This window comes from Mitsuaria sp. BK037, from assembly GCF_014193045.1.
Classification (GTDB): domain Bacteria; phylum Pseudomonadota; class Gammaproteobacteria; order Burkholderiales; family Burkholderiaceae_C; genus Roseateles.
Map to the genome: position 1 here is coordinate 1409103 of NZ_JACHYS010000001.1, position 20086 is coordinate 1429188.

The 20086-nt window shown below is 69.5% G+C and carries 17 protein-coding genes; 10 read left to right on the forward strand and 7 right to left on the reverse strand.

Annotation, left to right across the window (positions count from 1 at the left end):
• The first annotated feature begins 57 nt into the window (after window positions 1–57).
• The 3 genes from FHT37_RS05960 (at window position 58) to FHT37_RS05970 (ending at window position 2651) form a co-directional block, all read left to right on the forward strand.
• Window positions 58–564: a hypothetical protein gene (locus tag FHT37_RS05960; RefSeq protein ID WP_183479459.1), complete on the forward strand. Its 507-nt coding sequence runs from the start codon at window positions 58–60 to the stop codon at window positions 562–564.
• A gap of 142 nt (window positions 565–706) precedes the next feature.
• Window positions 707–1192, forward strand: coding sequence for a hypothetical protein (locus FHT37_RS05965; protein WP_183479461.1), 486 nt, complete (start codon window positions 707–709; stop codon window positions 1190–1192).
• Between the two features lie 271 nt (window positions 1193–1463).
• On the forward strand, window positions 1464–2651 hold the full coding sequence (locus tag FHT37_RS05970; protein WP_183479463.1) for a DUF4382 domain-containing protein: 1188 nt from the start codon (window positions 1464–1466) through the stop codon (window positions 2649–2651).
• Window positions 2652–2761: 110 nt separating this feature from the next.
• Here FHT37_RS05970 and FHT37_RS05975 read toward each other — a convergent pair whose 3' ends face one another.
• Together FHT37_RS05975 and FHT37_RS05980 are read right to left on the reverse strand one after the other, a co-directional pair.
• A complete protein-coding gene (locus tag FHT37_RS05975) occupies window positions 2762–3742 on the reverse strand; it encodes a hypothetical protein (protein WP_183479465.1) in 981 nt (326 codons plus the stop codon).
• A 7-nt stretch (window positions 3743–3749) separates the two neighbouring features.
• A complete protein-coding gene (locus FHT37_RS05980) occupies window positions 3750–4247 on the reverse strand; it encodes an RNA polymerase sigma factor (protein WP_221210962.1) in 498 nt (165 codons plus the stop codon).
• 71 nt (window positions 4248–4318) lie between these two features.
• Between FHT37_RS05980 and FHT37_RS05985 the strand changes: the two genes are divergently transcribed.
• A complete protein-coding gene (locus FHT37_RS05985) occupies window positions 4319–5662 on the forward strand; it encodes a S8 family serine peptidase (RefSeq protein ID WP_183479467.1) in 1344 nt (447 codons plus the stop codon).
• A 102-nt stretch (window positions 5663–5764) separates the two neighbouring features.
• Window positions 5765–6532: a hypothetical protein gene (locus tag FHT37_RS05990; RefSeq protein WP_183479469.1), complete on the forward strand. Its 768-nt coding sequence runs from the start codon at window positions 5765–5767 to the stop codon at window positions 6530–6532.
• 25 nt (window positions 6533–6557) lie between these two features.
• On the opposite strand, the gene FHT37_RS05995 is transcribed toward FHT37_RS05990, so the two are convergent.
• Window positions 6558–7463 (reverse strand): AraC family transcriptional regulator, encoded by a 906-nt coding sequence (locus FHT37_RS05995; RefSeq protein WP_091724561.1) that lies wholly within the window; start codon window positions 7461–7463, stop codon window positions 6558–6560.
• Between the two features lie 70 nt (window positions 7464–7533).
• Complete coding sequence (gene yqhD, locus FHT37_RS06000; protein WP_183479471.1) at window positions 7534–8697, reverse strand: alcohol dehydrogenase; 1164 nt, start codon at window positions 8695–8697, stop codon at window positions 7534–7536.
• A 284-nt stretch (window positions 8698–8981) separates the two neighbouring features.
• Between yqhD and FHT37_RS06005 the strand changes: the two genes are divergently transcribed.
• The 5 genes from FHT37_RS06005 to gtfA all read left to right on the forward strand — a co-directional run bounded on the left by FHT37_RS06005 (window position 8982) and on the right by gtfA (window position 16456).
• Window positions 8982–9761 carry a GH12 family glycosyl hydrolase domain-containing protein gene (locus FHT37_RS06005; protein WP_183479473.1) on the forward strand — a complete coding sequence of 260 codons (780 nt, stop codon included), beginning with the start codon at window positions 8982–8984 and terminating at the stop codon, window positions 9759–9761.
• Window positions 9762–9883: 122 nt separating this feature from the next.
• Window positions 9884–10930 carry a LacI family DNA-binding transcriptional regulator gene (locus FHT37_RS06010; RefSeq protein ID WP_255489501.1) on the forward strand — a complete coding sequence of 349 codons (1047 nt, stop codon included), beginning with the start codon at window positions 9884–9886 and terminating at the stop codon, window positions 10928–10930.
• 299 nt (window positions 10931–11229) lie between these two features.
• On the forward strand, window positions 11230–13560 hold the full coding sequence (locus FHT37_RS06015) for a TonB-dependent siderophore receptor (RefSeq protein WP_183479475.1): 2331 nt from the start codon (window positions 11230–11232) through the stop codon (window positions 13558–13560).
• 59 nt (window positions 13561–13619) lie between these two features.
• A complete protein-coding gene (locus FHT37_RS06020) occupies window positions 13620–14963 on the forward strand; it encodes an MFS transporter (RefSeq protein ID WP_183479477.1) in 1344 nt (447 codons plus the stop codon).
• Window positions 14960–16456, forward strand: coding sequence for a sucrose phosphorylase (gene gtfA / locus FHT37_RS06025; protein WP_183479479.1), 1497 nt, complete (start codon window positions 14960–14962; stop codon window positions 16454–16456). The genes FHT37_RS06020 and gtfA overlap by 4 nt, the downstream gene beginning before the upstream one ends.
• Before the next feature lie 30 nt (window positions 16457–16486).
• On the opposite strand, the gene FHT37_RS06030 is transcribed toward gtfA, so the two are convergent.
• From FHT37_RS06030 to FHT37_RS06040, 3 genes are all read right to left on the reverse strand, one after another.
• Entirely contained in the window at window positions 16487–17437 is a 951-nt protein-coding gene (locus FHT37_RS06030) for a hypothetical protein (protein WP_183479481.1), read from the reverse strand.
• Between the two features lie 152 nt (window positions 17438–17589).
• A complete protein-coding gene (locus FHT37_RS06035) occupies window positions 17590–18435 on the reverse strand; it encodes a pectate lyase (protein WP_183479483.1) in 846 nt (281 codons plus the stop codon).
• A 266-nt stretch (window positions 18436–18701) separates the two neighbouring features.
• Complete coding sequence (locus tag FHT37_RS06040; RefSeq protein WP_183479485.1) at window positions 18702–20078, reverse strand: hypothetical protein; 1377 nt, start codon at window positions 20076–20078, stop codon at window positions 18702–18704.
• Window positions 20079–20086: the final 8 nt, after the last annotated feature.

The window sequence follows — 20086 nt, forward strand, 5'->3', positions numbered from 1 at the left end:
GGCAAATAAGTTGTCCTCCAAGCGTGCTTCAATGTCTTCTGACCGCTTTGACTCTGCATGTCTGTGAAGATCGGAGTTTTGACGTTGCTTGAAAATCCGCGCTTAAAAGCTGCAGCTGATGAAATATATGAGGAGTGCTTGGGTTCGTTTGCGTACGAGGAGCTGACTCGTTATTATTCCGAGTTGTATGGAATTGAGCACTTCCTTGAGGCTTGGAGAATATTTAATTCGGAGGACCGTTCAGATCACGTTTGGTGGATGTTGAATGAAAATCTGAAGGGATTTTCACAGCCTAGTGGTCGACTTCCGATATTCTGGCTTGCCCTCGCCAAGCGACTTGTTCTTTTAAATCACGTCCCACGCAATGTGGCCAACTTCGTGTTGGAGTTCTTTTGCTCATTGGACGTGAATCGCTTTGCGATAGCTAGGAGGCTAAATTCTCACCAAAAAATCGGGTTTCTTGATGACATCGACGAGGTTGTTCGGGCGATTGAGGCGATGAAAGACGAAGGGAGACTGGGTCCCGATATTCGCGACGTGGATTGGGGCATTTCAGACCAGTAGCGAGGTGGGTCTTGATTGTCCAGTTTGTTGAAGCTGGTCGGCCACCAGCGGCCAGTTCCTATTTCCTTTTTCAATGGAGTGTCGTTGGGAATAAGGAAGGAAATCCAAGTTCCATCAAACTCAAGTTTCCGCAGGGGTGAAAATGAAGCAAGAAGTAATGGACTGGTTGGAACACTGGCTTTTGGATCATTTGACCTGCGATACGGTCACTCCCAGTTCTTTGGTGACGGGTACATCGCTTAAAGAGTCCGAAGTTCGCCAGCTTGCTGTTGATTTCATTTACGCTGGGCTTGCTTCAAAAATGCTCGATCTACTACCGCAAGGGGTATTGTCTGGTGGTGGTGGTGAACTTGGTTTTAATGGTCCCCTTGACTATGCCGATGAATTAATGAAATTCAATCCTTTTGACTTTGATGATCTGCTCGCCGGGAGAGCGGCTTGGGGAGGGCCGCAAATCGCGCTGTCAAAGGACGGAATAGATCTTCTGTCAAGCTTCGGCCTCAGATTCTCAGAAACGCACGGAGAGGACAAGGAAGACCGACGGCAGAGGTTCTTGGCAGAAATGATTCGACGCTTCGAGGAGGTTGGCGTTCAGTTAGGTGATATTGCCTATATTCGCGCTCTCTAGCGAAATTAGCGGTAATTGCCAGCGTTCCATTGCGGAGGAATCCTCAATTAACACCGGCCCCTGCCGCATCAACAGCGTGGGCGTGGGCAAAGCAGGGCGGTCTGAGCGAATATTTTTGGCTGCATCCCAGCCGCATTCGATCAAGCCCCGTTGCATCTGGTGATACTTCCCACCACCTCGCATCACCCTTGCTGAGGCGCAAGGCGTACGCTCCCCGTACCCATCGGCTTTAATTCGCGTCCAGGCGGAAGCCGAAAGGCAAGGAGCCGCCATGAAGTTCCCCCGCTTTCTCACCGCCGGCTTGACCGCCGCCTGTCTCACCTTGCTTGCCGCCTGCGGCGGCGGCTCCGGCGGCGATGACCCACCTGCCGCGGCCATGGGCACCCTCGGCCTCTCCTTGACCGACGCCCCCACTTGCGGCTTCGACCACGTCAACGTCGCGATCCAGAAGATCCGCGTCCACCAGAGCTCGACCGCCGCCGACACCGACGCCGGCTGGGCGGAACTGAACTTCAGCACCCCCAAGCGCGTGGACCTGCTCACGCTGACCAACGGCGTGCTCGCGTCCCTCGGGCAGATCCCTCTGCAGGCCGGCCATTACACGCAAATGCGCCTCGTGCTCGCCGCCAATGGCGGCAGCGATCCCTTCCTGAACGCCATCGTGCCGACCGGCGGCACCGAAGTCGCGCTCGACACGCCCAGCGCCATCCAGAGCGGCGTGAAGCTCAACGTCGACATCACCATCGCCGCCAACCAGCTCGCCGACTTCGTGCTGGACTTCGACGCCTGCAAGTCCGTCGTCACCGCCGGCAACTCCGGCAAGTACCTGCTCAAGCCGGTCGTCGCCGTCACGCCCAACTTCGTCTCGGGCGTCAGCGGCTACGTCGACAGCGCGGCGGCCAACGGCGCGACGACGGTGTCCGTCCAGCAGGGCGGGGTCGTCATCAAGGCGACCGCGCCGGATTCAACCGGCAAGTTCCTGCTGCAGCCGGTCGCGCCGGGCAGCTACACGCTGGTCATCACCGCGCCCGGACGCACGACCGACGTCGTCACCGGCCTGACCGTGGCCGCCTCCACCGTCACTTTGCTCAACGGCGCCACCTCGCCGCTGAGTTTGGGCGTCTCGATGAGCGGCACCGCGGCCGGGACCGTCACCACCAGCCTCACGCCGATCGACGCGAGCGTGCGAGCGACCCAGACGTTGCTCGGCGGCGAAAAGATCGAGGTCGCGACACGCGGCGTCGATGCGACCACCGGCGCCTACAGCATGACGCTGCCGACCGGCGCGCCGATGGTGGCGGCGTACGTCGCGCCGCTGGGTGCGTTGAACTTCGGCGCGGATGCGAGCGCCGCGGCGAAGTACGGGCTGGAGGCCAGTTCCGGCCTGGCGACGAAGACGGCCGGACCGCTGACGCTGTCCGCCGGCGCGACGACGACCACCAACTTCTCGTTCCCTTGAGTCGACCGTCATCGCGGCGTCCCGGCTGGGGCGTCGCGTGACCGGCCGGCAGGCACGCCGCGCCGCGCGAGGGCTGCACGCGAAGGTGCCATCAAGCGCCGCTGAGGGGCTCAGCGCCGCCAGTCGCGACGCATGGCGTCCCGCTCGTCCGCGCTCGACAAGGGATCGCCCTCGCGCAGGCGATCCATTTCGGCGAGCAGCGCTTGCGGCCAGGGTGAGGCCGCCATTCGGAAGGCATCCGACGCTGCGGATGTCGATGCGGTCGGGGACGCTGACGCGGAGCCCGCCGTGATCGTCGCGAGTTGCCGCACGCGCCATGCGTCGTCGCCGCGGCAGGCCAGGCCCGCCGTGGCACCGCCGGCATCCGCCCCGCCGACCGTGAAGGCGCGGCAGTATCGACCGTCCCGCGACACGAAGCTCAGGCCCACGCGGGTGGAGGAACCGGGCGCCGCCGCGCCGGACAGCTGCGCGTCCAGAGCCTGAGCGAGGGCGCCCTCGGCGAGCCAGCCGCCGTCTGCCGCCACCTCGAGCGCTCCGCGCGGCGCCAGCCAGGTCGTGCCGATCAACACGCCCAGCGCCAGGCTGGCCGCCATGCCGCCCCAGGTCAGCCAACCTCCGCGGCGACGCCGACGTTCCTCGTCGAGGTCGATGGGCTTGGTGCCTGCCTTGTTGTCCGGCTTGGCGGACGGACCGGGCGCCGCGACGGGTGAGGGCTCGGTGGCGGACTCGCGATTCGCGAAGAGCGCGCTCAGCCGCTCGGGTACGGGCTCTGCCAGCACGGGATCGAAGGCCTGGCCCAGCCGCGCGCGCAGGCGCCGTTCCCTCGCCACGGCGGCGCCGAGCGTCGCATCCTCCGCCAGCCTCGCCTCGAAACGCGCGCGCTCCGCCGCGTCCATCTCATCGTCGACATAGGCGGCGACGCGCGTCGCGTCGTCCATCGTCCGCGCGGCATCGAGCTCGTGCTCGCGGTGCTCGCCGCGCGCCCGACCCGGGCCTGCGCCGCCGACCTCCTCGCCGCCATCGCCGCTGTCTTGGCCGCGCTCGCGGCCGGAATCCATTGCGCCGTTCATGTCCTGTCCTTCGCCGCTCATGTGCCGCTCATGCGTCGATGTCGCCGTCGCCCAGCAGTTGCCGCAGCGTGTCCTTCGCCCGTGCCAGCCGGCTGGTGACGGTGCCGATCGGAACCTCCAGCACCGCCGCGGCCTCCTTGTAGGGCAGGCCCTCGACAAGCACCAGGCTCACAACCAGGCGCTGCTCCTCGGGGAGCCGCGCCATCGCCGCCTGCACCGACAAGCGCGCGATGTGCCGACCCGTCTCGGACACGCCGACGTGCTCACCCGCCTCCTCGGGAGCCAGCACCTCGGCGCGCCGGCCGCGGGCGCGCTGCTCGTCGATCCAGGCGTTCTTCATGATCCTGAACATCCAGCTGTCCAGGCGCGTGCCGGGCTCGTACTGGTCCAAGGCCCGCAGCGCCCGCTCCACGGCCACCTGCACGAGGTCGTCCGCATCCTCGCGGTGATGCGTCAGGCTGCGGGCGAAGCGCCGCAGCCGGGGCAGCAGCGCGGCCAGGGCGGATTGCAACTCCAATATGCTCATGCGATGGGATGCCTGATGAATAGAACGACGGCGGCGCGGATTTTCTTCCGTGTGCCGGACGTTATCCGTCGATGAGCCTGAAATTCCTTCCGATCCTCGGCTTGGCCGCGGCCTTGATCACGGCGCTGCCTGCGTCGGCGCAGGTCCGTCTGCCCAATCTTCCCGGCGGTGGGCGCCTGCCCGGCGGCGAGCTGCTGCGTCGCACCGAGCCGCTGTTGACCTCGACCAGCCAACTGCTCGCGCCGGTCGATCCGCTGCGCTGGCGCGAGCGGCTCGCCGATCAGCTGCTTCGGCGCCATCCCGACCAGCTTCAGCGCAACGCGGCGGACGAACTGGTGTTCATCGGCGAGGTGCTCGCGTTGCCGTCGTCGACGCAGGCGCGGCAGCGCGTGCTGTCGATGGACGGGTGGGAGCGGGTGGAGGAGACGCGGCTGGATGGGCTGGACCTCGCCTGGCTGCGGCTGCGGGCGTCCGCAGGAACCTCGCCGGCAGCGCTGGCCGCGCGGATCGCGCAGCTGCGCGCCGAGGACCCGGAGGGCAGCTACGACTATCACCATGTCTACGTCGACGCGGGCACGGCGACGTCGACGACGCTCGCAAGCGCAAGCGCGACCGGCTCCATCGGGACCGAAGGGGCCGTCACCGGCGAGCGTCGCGTCGGCATGATCGACAGCGGCGTCGATGCCGCCCATCCCTCGCTGCGGCACGTGGCGCTGACTCGACAGGGTTGCGCGGGCCAGGCCCGGCCCGCGGCGCATGGCACGGCCGTGGCGTCGCTGCTGGTGGGCGATTCCGAGATCGGCTTCCGCGGCGCGCTGCCGCGCGGGCGCCTCTTCGCGATGGACGTGTATTGCGAGGGCGGGTCCCAGGCCGGCGGCGGCGTGCAGGCGATCGCCGAAGGCTTGGCCTGGCTGGCGCGGATGCGGGTGGGCGTGGTCAACATCAGCCTGGTCGGCCCGCCCAACGCGCTGCTGCGACGCGTGGTCGAGGCGGCGCAGGACAAGGGGCTCCTGATGGTCGCGCCGGTCGGCAACGACGGGCCGTCGGCGCCGCCGCTCTATCCGGCCGCATGGCCCGGCGTGATCGCGGTCACGGGCGTCGACGCGCGCCGGCGTGTGCTCGTCGAGGCCGGGCGCGGGCCGCATGTCGCCTTCGCCGCGCCGGGGGCCGACATGGTCGCCGCCGAGGCCGGCGGGCGTGGCTACGCGGCGGTGCGCGGCACCTCGTTCGCCGCGCCGCTGGTGGCGGGGCTGCTCGCGGCGCGCCTGCCGTCGTCCGATCGCGCCGCGTCCTCGTCAGCCTTCAATGCGCTCGCGCGCGAGGCGATCGACCTGGGCGCCCCGGGGCGTGACGATGTGTATGGCGTCGGGCTCGTCGGCGCCTCGCTGCGCGTGAACGCCGGCGACCTGCGCTGAAAACCATTGGTTGCAACTGGCCGGGAAGAAGCGATCCGGCCGCGTCGTTCTCCCAGTGCAGGCCGCGGAACGGTTCCGCGGCTCTCGAACCAGGAGATCGACATGAACGCAATTTCGAAGCAGACCCAAGGTCTTTGGCCCGTGGTGGCGGGCACCCTGGTGGCGGTCCTCGGCGCCTTGGCACAGCCGGCGCATGCGGGCTTGCTCGGCGGCGGTGGCGGCCTCTCCGGCGGCGCCAGCGGGCAGATCGGCGGCAGCCTCGGTGGGATGGGCGGCCTGGGCCAGCGACCGGACCTGAGCCGCGGCCGCGATGCGCTGCAGAACACGCGAGACCGCACGGACCAGGCGGTCGGCAAGGCGAGCGATCGCGCGCAGCAGGCGACGGGCCGGGTGGGTGATGGCGTCGAAGCCGCGCGCGGCAAGGCCACGGAGCGCGCGCAGGACGGCGTCGGCCGCGCGCAGGATCTCGCGACACGGGCGCAGGACAAGGCCGCCGACGCGACGACCTCGTTGAACGAGCGCGCCGAACGAGGCGTCACCCGCGCGGCGGGTGCGGCCAGCGCGGCTGGCGGCCAGTTGGATCACGCGGCGGGCCAGGCCCATCAGGTGAGCGCGGAAGGAACTGCCGCGGCAACGAGCGGTACCGGCTCGACCTCCACGCCTTCCACGACGACTTCCGCGCCTTCGCCTTCCTCGCCGGCGTCCCCTTCCACGCCGGCCTCGCCCGAGCGCGCCCACGGCGCGCAGGCCAGTGGCAGCGCGAAGGCCTCGGGCTCCGCGCAGGCCAGCCGGGACGGCGGTCGGGTGAGCGGGCAGGGCAGCGCGAGCACCTCGGCCGAGGCCAAGGCCGGCAAGACCGGCGGGCAGTGAGCCCGAAGCGGCGAGGGCGGGCCGCTTACCGCGGCGCCCTCAGCCGCGCCACTTCATCCAGCGGCGTGGCGCCGAAGTAGCGCTTGAACTCGCGGCTGAACTGCGACGGGCTCTCGTAACCCACGCGCGTGGCGGCGACCCCGGCCTTCACGCCTTCGTTCAGCATGATCAGCCGCGCCTTGTGCAGCTTGTAGCTCTTCACGTACTGCAGCGGCGAGGTGTTGGTGACCGCCTTGAAGTTGTGATGGAAGGCGGACACGCTCATGTTCACGAGTTTGGCCAGCTGCTCGACGTTCAAGGGCTTGGCGTAGTTCGACTCGATGTGCTGCAGCGCCTTGGTCACCTGCGCGAAGTGCGTGTGCCGGTGGGCCAGCGCCTGCAGCGCCGCACCGCTGTCGCCGCACAGCACGTGGTAGACGATCTCCTTGACGATCAGCCGGCCCAGCACCTTGGCGTCGCGCGGATGGTCCATCGCGTCGACCAGCCGCTCGAGCGCGCACAGCACCTCCTCGGTGAAGGGCGCGCTGTTGACGCCGGGGCATTCGAGGCTGGCGGGCCGGTCGAAGTCCTCGTCCTCCAGGTCGATCAGCAGCTCCTGCAGCATCGCCGTGTCAATGTCGATCGACACGCCGACGAAGGGCTCCTTGCGGCTCGCGATCGTCTGGCACTCGAAGGGCAGGGGCACCGTCAGCAGCAGATAGTTGTCCGCGTCGTAGCGGAAGGTCCGGTCGCCCACGTGCCCCACCTTCGCGCCCTGCGCCACGATGACGATCGACGGTTCGTAGAGCACCGGCGTGCGGGGATGCGGCGTCTCGGTGTAGAGCACGCGCACGCCGGCCACCGGGGAGGGCGTCGCGAAGGACCCGGTCGAGAAGCGGGTCGCGGCGTCGACGATGCGCCGGCGGATGCTGTCGTTGAGGGTGGTCGCCATGGGATCTGAAGGACATCGGGCGCGGAAGGACCCAGGTCCGTCCGCGCCGCGCGAGGGGAAGGCCGTCGGCTCAGCGGGCCGCTTCGAGGATGCGCTGGCTGTCCTCGAGGCGGATGTCCTGGTGCTCGCCCAGCGCCGTGCCGCCGTGTTCCTGGAGCTTGGCGATCATCGCCGGGATGGTGCTGCCGTCCAGGCCGTAGGCTGACAGGCGCGTGCCCACGCCCAACTGCTCGAAGAACGCGCGCGTGGCCGCGATCGCGCCGTCGATGCGCTGCGCCTCGGTGCCTTCGCGCAGGCCCCAGACGCGCTCCGCGTACTGCAGCAGCTTGGCGCGCTTCTGCTCCTTCTTGTAGGCCAGCACCGACGGCAGCACGATCGCCAGCGTCTGCGCGTGATCGAGCCCATGCATCGCGGTCAGCTCGTGGCCGATCATGTGCGTCGCCCAGTCCTGCGGCACGCCGGCGCCGATCAGGCCGTTGAGCGCCTGCGTCGCGCTCCACATCACGTTGGCGCGGACGTCGTAGTTCTCGGGCTCGGTCAGCGCGCGCGGGCCTTCCTCGATCAGCGTCTGTAGGATGCCCTCGGCGAAGCGGTCCTGGATGCGGCCTTCGGCGGGATAGGTCAGGTACTGCTCGACGGTGTGGACGAAGGCGTCGACGACGCCGTTGGCGACCTGGCGCGCCGGCAGCGAGTAGGTGGTCGCCGGGTCGAGCACCGCGAACACCGGATAGGTGAAGGGCGAGAAGAAGGGCAGCTTGTCGCCGGTCTCCCGGCGGCTGATGACGGCGCCGTTGTTGGACTCGGAGCCGGTGGCCGGCAGCGTCAGCACGACGCCCATCTTCACCGCGTCGGCGACCTTGGCGCCGCGGGTCAGCAGGATCTCCCAGGTATCCGGCGAGGCCTCGTAGCGCGCGGCCGCGGCGATGAACTTGGTCCCGTCCGCGACCGAGCCGCCGCCCACGGCCAGCAGGAAGTCGATGCGCTCGGCCTTGACCACTTCGACGGCCTTCATCAGCGTCTCGAAGGTGGGGTTGGGCTCGATGCCGGCGAACTCGAGCACCGTGCGGCCGGCCAGCGCCGCGCGGACCTGGTCGAGCACGCCGTTCTTCTTGATGCTGCCGCCGCCGTAGGTGATCAGGATGCGCGCGTCGGCGGGAATCTCCTGGCCAAGCTGGGCGATCTGGCCCTGGCCGAAGAGGATCTTGGTGGGGGTGTTGAGGATGAAGTTGTTCATGGCTTGCGGCTCCGTGGCGGTGATCGAAGGATCGACTCGATGGGGCGGATTGTTCCGCCGGCGCCCAGGAGCCGACAAGGCACGAAACTGCTTTCGTCTTGCCCATTCCTGCTTGCGCGGGGATGAATGGGCAAGGCGGCGGGACCGATCCAGGAGGCGGCCGACGCCGGGTTACCCCGATGGTTGAACTAATTGTTTGGGGGCTGAATTAATTGGCCGGCTGACAACGCTGACATCGCGCGCGGTCTTCACGGCATCCTCACATCAACAACACACGGAGACCTATGAACCTCACCCATCGCACGCTGCTCGCAGCCGCCTTCGTCACTACGCTGGCCGCGGCCGCACCGGGCGCGCAGGCCGCCACCTGGGCCGCTTCCTCGCCGGCGACGTCCTCCTGCTCGGCGCCCAATCTCTTCGCCACCTGGACCTACGGCAGCTACGGCTTCAACAACGACGTCTGGTCGCCCTGCAGCAACCTGGCCGCCGGTGCCCAGACCATCTGGGCCAACTCGAACGCCGACTGGGGCGTCTGGTCCGATCAGCCCAACACCGGCGGGATCAAGTCCTACCCGCACATCGGCTACGCGGTGAACCGCACGATCAGCTCGCTGTCCACGCTGACGTCCACCATCAGCGCGACCACGCCATCGGGCGGCGCCTGGGAGTCGACCTACGACATCTGGGTCGGCAACAACGCCCACGAGATCATGCTGTGGCTGAACTACACCGGCACCGCCGGTGGCTGCGGCAACGTCAAGCCGATCTCCTACAACTGGACCTCCGCGGGCTGCGCGATCCCCGTCTACACCAACGTCTCGGTGGGCGGCTCCACCTGGAATGTCTACCGCGGCAACAACGGCAACAACATGGTGTATTCCTTCCTGCGCACCACGAAGACCAACAACACGACCGTGGACGTGCGCGCCATCCTCAACTACCTGAAGAACCTGGGCTGGATGGGCGACCTGGTGGTCGGCGATGTGCAGTACGGCTTCGAGATCACCTCCTCGGCCGGCGGCATGAACTTCGGTGCGAAGAACTTCTCCGTCACCGTGAAGTGAGCCGGTGCCGCCGCGGTGGGGCGGTGCCTCGCCGCGGCGGCACTGCGGCATCGTAGGCGGCGTCCTGGGCGGCGCGGACCTTCTGCGAAACTCGTCCCGATTCGCTCGAGAAGGTCGTGTTCATGAAATCGGATGAGAGGGAGGCCGCCGACCGGCGGCGCTTGCAGATGGCGGACATCGCGCGGATGGCCGGCGTGTCCGTCTCGACGGTGTCGCGCTGCCTCAACGGCAGCCCGCTGGTCAACGCGGAGACGCGCCGGCGGGTCGAGGAACTGGCCAAGTCGCTGAACTACACCATCAACCTCGGCGCCAAGAGCTTCCGGCTGCAGGAGAACCGCACCGTCGCGGTGGTCGTGCCCTACGACCGCGACTCCCGCCAGCACATCTCCGATCCCTTCTTCCTCACCATCGTCGGCGCGATCGCCGACGTGCTGACCGCGCGCGGCTTCGACATGCTGCTGTCGCGCGTCGACGCGGACCATCTCGACCAGGCCGTGCGCGGCGTCGAGATGGGCAAGGCCTGCGGCCTGCTGCTGATCGGCCAGTGGCGCCACCACGACCAGCTCAACGAACTGGCCGCGCGCCACATGCCGGTGGTGGTCTGGGGCGCGGAGCTGCCGCAGCAGCTCTACTGCACCGTCGGCGGCGACAACCATGCCGGCGGGCTGATCGCCACGCGGCACCTGATCGAGGCCGGCCGCCGTCGCATCGCTTTCCTCGGCGATGCGCAGCTGCCCGAGGTGCTGCATCGCCGGCAGGGCCACTGGCAGGCGCTGCGCGAAGCCGGCCTCGCGCCCGACCCGGCGCTGGAGCTGCCGGTCTCCTTCGCGCCGGCTGCCGCGCGGGTTCCGATCGAGGCCTTCTTCGCCGCGCACCGGGAGGTCGACGCGGTGATGGCCTGTTCCGACCTGCTGGCCCTGGAGGCGGTGCGCGCGCTGCGCGCGGCGGGGCGCTCGGTGCCGGGGGAGGTGTCCGTCACCGGCTACGACGACATGGCGCTCGCGGCTTACGGCACGCCCTCGCTGACCACCGTCCACCAGCCGGTGGCCGAGGCGGCCGAGGCGCTGGTCGATGCGCTGATGCAGATGCTTGCCGGCGAGCGCGTCGCGCCGTTGACGCTGCCGGTCCACCTCGTCGTCCGCGACAGCTCGCTGCGCGCAACGGGCTGAGGCTCGACTGCGGACGTGCGCCTCACGGCACTCTGCAACACTGAATGCAACCGATTGCATTTGATAGCCACCGATTGCACCCATTGCTGCGGTGTGCATTTAGCCCCATAGGTCCTTAATGCCGATCATGACGTGCCACCAGCGATTGTCACGGCGTTGGACTTAGGGTTTTCGCTGTTTTGCAATCGATTGCAATGAACGGCCGGGTCGACCACAATGCATGCAGGCCGCCACCAGTGCGGCGATCCACGCCGACCCACGTCGAGGTCGGTGCGGCACAACGACCGGAGACACCCGACATGCGTCCTTCCTCGCCCTTGCGCCGGCTGCCGCTGGCGATCGCCCTCTCGCTGGCTTTCCCCGCCGCCTGGAGCCAGACCGCCACGCCCGAGGCCGCGCCGCCGGCCGCCGCGCCCGCTACGGCCAATGAGCACGCCAGCGAGCCAGCCGCCGCTGCGGCGCCTCAGGAGGCGTCGACCGACGCGCTGTCGCTGAACCAGGTCGTCGTGACCGGGACCTCGACCAGGACCAGCAAGATGAAGCAGAGCCTGTCCATCAGCTCGATGGGCAGCGAGCAGATCGCCAAGACCGGCGCGACCAGCGCGGCGGAACTGCTGCGCGCGGTGCCGGGCCTGCGCTCCGAGTCCTCCGGCGGCGAGGGCAACGCCAACATCACCGTGCGGGGCGTGCCGCTGTCGGCCGGCGGCTCGCGCTACGTGCAGATCCAGGAGGACGGCCTGCCGGTGCTGCTGTTCGGCGACATCGCCTTCGGCACCGCCGACCAGTTCCTGCGCGCCGACGTCAACATTGACCGGCTGGAGGTGGTGCGCGGCGGTTCGGCCTCGACGCTGGCCAGCAACTCGCCGGGCGGCCTGATCAACTTCATCAGCAAGACCGGCAAGGGCGAGCAGGGCGGATCGATGGCGCTGACCGGCGGCCTCGATCACCGCCTGTGGCGCGTGGAGGCCGACTACGGCGGCTCGCTGGGGCGCGGCACCAGCTTCCACATCGGCGGCTTCCAGCGCCAGGGCGAGGGCGGCCGTCCCACCGGCCGCACGCTGGAGCAGGGCGGGCAGATCAAGGCCAACCTGACCCAGACCTTCGACGCCGGTTACCTGCGGCTCAACCTCAAGGCGCTGGACGATCGCACGCCCTCGTTGATGCCGGTGCCGGTGCAGGTCGTGAACGGCCAGATCCGGACCGTCGCCGGCATCGATCCGCGCCAGGCCTTCTTCCTGACCTCGGGCCTGCCCGCCGACACCACCGTCGACAGGAACGGCAATCCCGTCACCACGAGCACGCGCGACGGGCTGCGGGTCAAGAGCTTCGCCATCGGGCTGGAGACCAGCCTGGACCTGGGCCAGGGCTGGACGCTGGAGGACCGCTTCCGCCGCAGCAGCAATTCGGGCCGCTTCATGGCGCTGTTTCCCGCGGACAACGGCAACAACGGCAGCAATGCCTTCTTCACCGGCACGCTGTTCAACACCTCGCTGGACGACCTGGGCAACACCTTCAACGATCTGAAGCTGAGCCGCAAGTTCGCGCTGGCCGGCGGGTCGGCGACGGTGCTCGGCGGCCTGTTCAACGGCGTGCAGCAGGTGGCGCAGACCTGGTTCTGGAACCAGTACAACCTGAGCTTCAGCAACAACGGCGCGCGTGTCGTCGATGCCGCCGGACAGCCCTCGACGCTGCCGGTGAGCAGCGGTTGGGACACCTGGGGCGGCTGCTGCGCGCGGACCTTCGACGTGCAGTACACGCAGACCTCTCCCTACCTGGCGCTGGCCTGGGAAGGCGGCCCGGTCAACGTCGACCTGAGCGTGCGCCGCGACGGCCAGCGGGCCAGCGGCTACACGCTGGCCGGCAATGCCCAGACGCGCAACTGGGATCCGGCCTCGCGCCAGGAGGTGGACTACAAGGTCTCCCACACCTCCTATTCGGGCGGCGTGAACTATGCGGTCAGCAGCGACCTGGCGGTGTTCGGGCGCGTCAGCAACGGCGTGGCCTTCTCCGCGGATCGCCTGCTCTACGGCAATCCGCTGGACGGCTCCGTGCCGGTGGCGATCAACGAGATCGACCAGACCGAGCTCGGCCTGAAGTGGCGCGACAAGTCCGGCCTGAGCCTGTTCGTCACCGCCTTCGATGCCCGCACCAACGAGAGCAACTACGAGGTCACGACGCGGACCTTCACCGCCAACCGCTACCGCGCCCGCGGCCTGGAGCTGGAAAGCGCGTACACGAGCGGCCCGTGGCGGCTGACCGCCGGCGCGACCTGGACTCATGCCCGCATCCGCAGCGCCAACGACCCGGCGCTGGTGGGCAACAAGCCGCGCCGGCAGGCCGCGCTGGTGTGGCAGCTGGCGCCGTCGTACACCATCGGCGACCTCGAACTGGGCGCGGCGGTGGTGGGCTCCGGCAAGTCCTACGGCGACGATGCCAACACCATCACGATGAAGGCTTATGCGGTGGTCAATGCCTTCGTGAACTACGCGCTGACGGAGAAGATCATGCTGGGCCTGTCGGCCAACAACCTGTTCGACAAGCTGGCCTACACCGAGATCGAGGGCGACGGCCACGCCGCCCGGGCGCTCAATGGCCGCACGCTGCGCGCCACGCTGAAGATCGACTTCTGAGGTCCGCGCATGCACGATCCGACCCCTTGGCGGGCCGCGCTGGCCGCACCGGAGCAGCCATGAACGGCATCAAGCCGCGCCTGAGCCTGGCGCAGATCGTCAACATGAATGTCGGCTTCCTCGGCATCCAGTTCAGCTTCGGTCTGCAGCAGAGCAACATGAGCCCGATCTACAAGTACCTCGGCGCCGACGAGGCCACGCTGCCGCTGCTGTGGCTGGCCGGCCCGGTGACGGGGCTGCTGGTGCAGCCGCTGGTCGGCGCGGTCAGCGACCGCACGGTCACGCGCTGGGGCCGGCGCACGCCGTACTTCCTGTTCGGCGCGCTGCTGTGCAGCCTGGGGCTGCTGCTGATGCCGATGAGCCCGGCGCTGTGGTTCGCCGCGGGGCTGCTGTGGATCCTCGACGCGGCCAACAACATGACGATGGAGCCTTACCGCGCCTATGTCAGCGACCGGCTCGACGAGTCGCAGCACGTGCCCGGCTTCATGATCCAGAGCGCCTTCACCGGCCTGGCGCAGACGCTGGCCTACCTGACGCCCTCGCTGCTGGTGGCGATGGGCATGAGCCGCGACGCGGTCGGCGGCAACCACATCCCGCAGACGACGACGGTGGCCTTCGGGCTGGGCGCGCTGCTGTCGTTCACGACGGTGTGGTGGTCGGTGCGCCGCGTGCCGGAGCTGCCGATGACGCCACGCGCGCTCGACGCGCTGCGCGCCCAGCCGCGCACGCCGGGCGCGATCGTCGGCGAGATCGTCTCGGCGCTGCGCGAGATGCCCGAGACGATGCGCCGGCTGTGGTGGATGAAGCTGTGCCAGTGGTACGCCATGATGTGCTACTGGATCTACATCGTGCCGAGCCTGGCGCGCTCGCTGTTCGGCACCAGCGACGCGTCCTCGGCCGGTTTCCGCGAGGCGGGCCTGCTCAACGGGCAGATCGGCGGCTTCTACAACTTCGTCGCCTTCCTCGCCGCCCTGGCCATGCTGCCGCTGACGCGCCGGCTGGGCGCGCGACGGGTGCATGCGGCCTGCCTGGTGGCCGCCGGCATCGCGATGTGGAGCCTGCCGCTGGTGCGCGAGCGCGCCTGGCTGTTCGTGCCGATGCTGGGCATCGGCGTCGCCTGGGCCAGCATGATGGGCAACCCCTACGTGATGCTGGCCGGCTGCATTCCGCCGGAGCGGGCCGGCGTCTACATGGGCATCTTCAACATGTTCATCGTGATCCCGATGCTGCTGCAGATGCTCACGCTGCCCTTGCTCTACGACACGGTGCTGCGCGGCGATCCCGCCAACGTGCTGCGCCTGGCCGGCACGCTGATGCTGCTGGCCGCGCTGGCGACGCTGCGGGTGAAGGCGCCCGCGCGCGCGCCGTCGCTCCCGCCCCCCGTCACCCTCGACCGTCCATGAAGAACCAAGTCCAACTCATCACCTATGTCGACCGCCTGGGCGGCGGGGATCTGCGCGCGCTGCAGGCGCTGCTGACGCAAGGCGAGGGCAATCCGCTGCGCGGCCGCTTCGGCGGCGTGCACCTGCTGCCGTTCTTCCATCCGATCGACGGCGCCGACGCGGGCTTCGATCCGATCGACCACACCCGGGTGGACCCGCGCCTGGGCGACTGGTCCGACCTGGCGGCGCTCGCGGCGCCGGAGAGCGGACTGGACGTGATGGCCGACGTGATCGTGAACCACATGTCTTCGCAGTCGCCGCAGTTCCTCGACTACCAGGCGCGCGGCGAGGCGTCCGAGCATGCCGGCCTGTTCCTGACGCTGGACGCCGTGTTCCCCGACGGCGCGAACGAGGCGCTGCTGACCGCGGTCTACCGGCCGCGCCCCGGCCTGCCGCTGACGATGCTGCCGGCGGGCGATGCGCGGCGCCTCTTCTGGACCACCTTCACGCCGCAGCAGATCGACATCGACGTCGAGCATCCCAGCGGCGAGGCCTACCTGGACGCGATCCTGCGTCGCTTCGCCTCGGTGGGCATCCGCAGCATCCGGCTGGATGCGGCGGGGTATGCGATCAAGCGGGCGGGGCGCTCGTGTTTCATGATGCCGGAGACCTTCGACTTCATCGCCGCCTTCAGCGCCAAGGCCCGGGCGCTGGGCATCGAGGTGCTGGTCGAGGTGCACAGCTACTACCGCCGCCAGATCGAGATCGCGCGCCAGGTCGACTGGGTGTACGACTTCGCGCTGCCGCCGCTGTTGCTGCATGCCTTCGCCTTCGGCACCGCCGGGCCCTTGAAGCAGTGGGCGGCCATGCGGCCGCGCAATGCGCTGACGGTGCTCGACACGCATGACGGCATCGGCATCATCGACATCGGCGCGGACGCCGCCGACCGCGCGGGATCGCCGGGACTGGTGCCGCCCGAGGAACTGGATGCGCTGGTCGAATGGATCCACCGCAACAGCCGCGGCGAGAGCCGCCTGGCCACCGGCGCGGCGGCCTCCAACCTCGACCTGTACCAGGTCAACTGCACCTTCTTCGACGCGCTGGGCGGCAACGAGCGCGACTACCTGCTGGCGCGGGCGATCCAGTTCTTCCTGCCCGGCATTCCGCAGGTGTACTACGTCGGCCTGCTGGCCGGGCGCAACGACCTGGCGCTGCTGCAGCGCACCGGCGTCGGGCGCGACATCAACCGCCATCACTACACCCGCGCGGAGATCGACGAACGCCTGCGCGCGGACGTGGTCCAGCAGCTGTTGCGGCTGATCGAGCTGCGCAATGCGCATCCCGCCTTCAACGGCCAGTTCGAGATGCGCGGCGGGAGCGACGAGGAACTTCGACTCGCCTGGACCCACGGCGAGCACCAGGCCGAGCTGTGGATCGACTTCAAGGACCCGGCGCGGCACGGTTTGCGCTTCTCGGGGACCACGGGCGAGGAGACTTCGCTGCGCTTGGGCTGAGGGACTTCAGCGAGGCAGGGGGAGCCGTTTTCAGTGCGGCGGCCGGGCGCCCCACAGGGCCTGATCGATCAGGTCGGTGCGTGTGGCGTCGATCTCGCCAAGCGTCCGGGCCAGCGCCCATTGGGCCTTGTCGCGGCGGTCCGGATCGCTGATGCGCCGCACCAGCGCGATGGCCTCCAGCGGCTGGTGTCGAGCCAGCTCGTCCTGGGTCGCATGCGCGGCGATGACGCTGTCCAAGCCTTCCTGGCTGCCCTGCGACAGGATCCAGTCCCGGGCGCCGACGCCATCCAGAGCCAGCCAGCGCGACAAGGACTCCTCGAGCAGGGCCTGCCCGGCGCCGCGAGGCAGCATGCTCGCGAAGACGGTCGCCGATCGGGCGTCCTGGTTGATCCAGCGGTCCTGGATCTGCGCGAGCAGATCCGCCGTGCCCGAGCCGCCGCGCGCGGCCCAGGCCGCGGCCTGGGCCGGGGCGGCTTCGGCCCAGCGCATCGCGGTGTCGGTCCGCCATCGCTCCCGCAGGTCCGCGTCCAGGGGCAGGCCATCGAGCTCGCGCAACAGCAGTTCGAACTCGCGGCGCTGCCACATCGGCGCCAGCAAGGGCGCCACGATGTCCCCGGTCCAGGCGGCATGCCGCTGACTCAACTGGAGGGCGTGGCGCCATGCCAGGGGCGCATCCAGGTTCAGCTCGGACAGCAGCAGCGCCGTCCACAGGGGCAGGGCGCGGGGGCCGAGGTCGGGCAGGCGTGACCACACCGCCTGCGGTCGACGCAGCAGCCAGGGCCCCAGGCGGGACAGGCTGTCGGACAACAGGGCCGGATCGGCGGCCCGGCCCTGTCGCGGCAGCGGTTCGCGCTGCCAGCGCTGCGCCAGCGAGGTCACCAGGGCCTCCAGTCCGGCCTCGTCGACGGTCTGCGCCAGCGTCGATGGCACGACACCGGAACTGGCCGACGGGCCGGAGGCGGCGTCGACCAGGGCGGTCACCGGAGCCCTCCCGGAAGACGGGAGCGCCGGATCGCCGCCGGTGGACGCGACCAGGGCCGCACCGCCCGCGACGGCGGCCAGCAGGACCAGGGCGCCCCAGGGCCCCGGCGCCGACCGGGTCGCCCAGCGCGCGAAGGCCAGGCGCCCACGCATCACTTGAAGACGCAGCTGCGCGCGATGTGGCTCGCATTGGTGTCCCTGGGAGGATCGCTGCCCTTGCCCGTGCCCACGTAGGTGTCGCACCGGGTCTTGGAGCCGGCGTAGACCAGGTCGACGATCGTGGCCACGTCGTACTGCCCGGAGATGCCGGACTTGCTGTCGTAGCTGCTGTTCACGCCCACCGCGGCCACGTTCAAGGTGCCCAGCCGGACGCCGGAGACGGTCGCCTTGCGCGCGTACTGGGTCGAGCAGTTGCCGCAGGAGCGGTAGAGCTTGCCCACGTTGTCGGCATAGAAGTCGGAGATGACCAGCGTGCCGTCGCCGTTGTGCTGGAAGACCTTGTCGGCGGCCTTGAAGGCGGCACCGCCGGAGATGGTCAGCTTGCTGGTGACGCCGCTGAGCTTGAGCAGCGTCGCCGCGTCCTCGCCCACATCGGCCCAGTACACGTTGGTGATGTTGCACACGCCATGGCAGTGGACTCCGTCCGCCCCGCCGGCCGCGAGGTTGGTGCCGGAGCCCAGCGCGCCGTCGCCGATCACGACGTTCTTCAGCGTCGCCCCATTGTTCAGCTTGAACATGGGGATCTGGCTTTCGCTCTGGGTGCCCTTCATGTTGGACGGGCTTCCCACGAGGCAGACCCACTTGCCGTACTTCGCCACGCCGTCCCAGGTGGTGCCCGCGGGCACGTCGATGGTGGCGTTGACCGAGACCTTCGTGCAGCTGGGCACCGAGCGCGCCGCCGGTGCCGCGTGGGCCAGCGCGGCCCCCGCGAGCAGGGCCAGGCCCGACAGGATCCGGAGCCACGCGCGCCGGGAGGTCCATCGAATCGATGAGGTCATGGAACTGTCCTTTGAAGAATGGATGAGGGAGAGCGGCAGGCGCGTGCGCGCCTGGACGGGAGGGTCGGCAGGACCCGCGCGCTCGAGGGCTTGGACGTTCCATGACCTTCACGGGACCTCGCGGAGGGAGGCGTGCGTGGCTGGAGCCCGGGTGACGGCCGTCAGGGCCGACGTGTCCGAGGGAGGTCAGCGGCTGTGGCTGACGCCCTCCTGAGGATCGGGCCATTGTGAGGAGGGCGGCCCGCTTCGGACATCTGTAAGAACTGTCAGGGCCCGCCGGGCGGCGACGCCTCGATGTCGCCGCCGGCGCTCGTCGCGAAGTAGGCCACGCGCAGCACCGCGGGCCCCCTTGGCGCGATGGCCGGCTGCCCGAGGCGCTGGACCTGCACGCCGGAGATGCGCAGCTCCAGCGCCGCGTCCCGCGGGTCGACGCCCGCGAACAGCACCGCGTGGCTCCCGTCCGGCGCCAGGCGCGAGGTGGTGGCGCCCGGTCGCCAGCCGAGCTGCTGGAAGTAGCGGGCCAGTTGTCCGCCAGCCTCGACCATGCGCTGGCGCTGGGCCTCGTCGGGGGCGTTGCCGGTGGACCAGACGACGTTGACGTGGATCAGCCGGTGCGAGGTCGCGCCCAGGAGGTAGCTGATCGTCGCGGCGCCCGGACCGGGCTCGAGCGCAGCCAGCCGCAGCACCAGCGCGCGGGTGCCCTCGGTCGGGTGCCCGGTCACCTGCAGCGCGTCGGCCGCGCCCCCGAAGTCCCGCGCGATCGCGGCGCGCAGCTCGTCCTCGTCCATCCCGAAGCGCGCCGAGCGGAAACCGGTCACGCGGTGCGGCGCGACGGGCTGCCCCGGCTCGGAGGCGGACGCGGCGGACGCCGTCGCCGGCGCGGAGGCCGGGCTCGGTGCGGCCGCCAGCCGCAGCCGCAGCATCGACGGCCCCGGCGGCGCGACGCGGTGTTCGCGCGCGCGTGCCGGCGAGGCGGCCGTGCGAGCCCGCGGCTCGACGTCCACATCGACGCCGGTCAGCCGGATCTCGGCGCCCGCGCCCTCGGCATCGCGGCCGGCGAACACGATCAGCGTGCCGTCGGGCAGCAGGCGGCCGCGCGTCGTCGCCAGCGGCGGCCAGCGCCAGCCGGCCATCGTCGCGCCGACCGCCTTCGCGGCCTCGACCAGCGCCGTGCGCTGCGCCGCGGTGGCGGGGCCGTCGGTCCGCCATTCGGCATCGATGGCCACCAGCCGGCCGCCGGGCGTGCCGCCATCTGTGCCGCCATGTGCGCCGAAGTGGTAGCGCAAGCTGCCCGGCAGCGCCGCCGGCGCGAGCGACGGCACCTGGATCGTCCAGGCGACGCCGCCCGTTTCCGGATCGGCGTCCTCGCGCAGCGACGCGAGGGCCTTGGGATGTTCCCGGCCTATCACCGCGCGCAGCTCGGCGACGCTCATGCCGAAGCGGGCACCGCCGTGGCCGGTGATGCGGTAGGGCGCGCCCTCGACGAGGTAGCGGGTCGGCTGGCCGGTCAGGGACACCTCGAACGGACCCTCCGGCGCGACCTGCGCCGCGCAGGTCGTCGCGGCGAGCAGGGCCAGCAGCGCGGCGACCGGCGACTGCGCGGCACGGGACAGGCCTGGCCGCCAGGCCGCACGGGTGATCATGGACATCC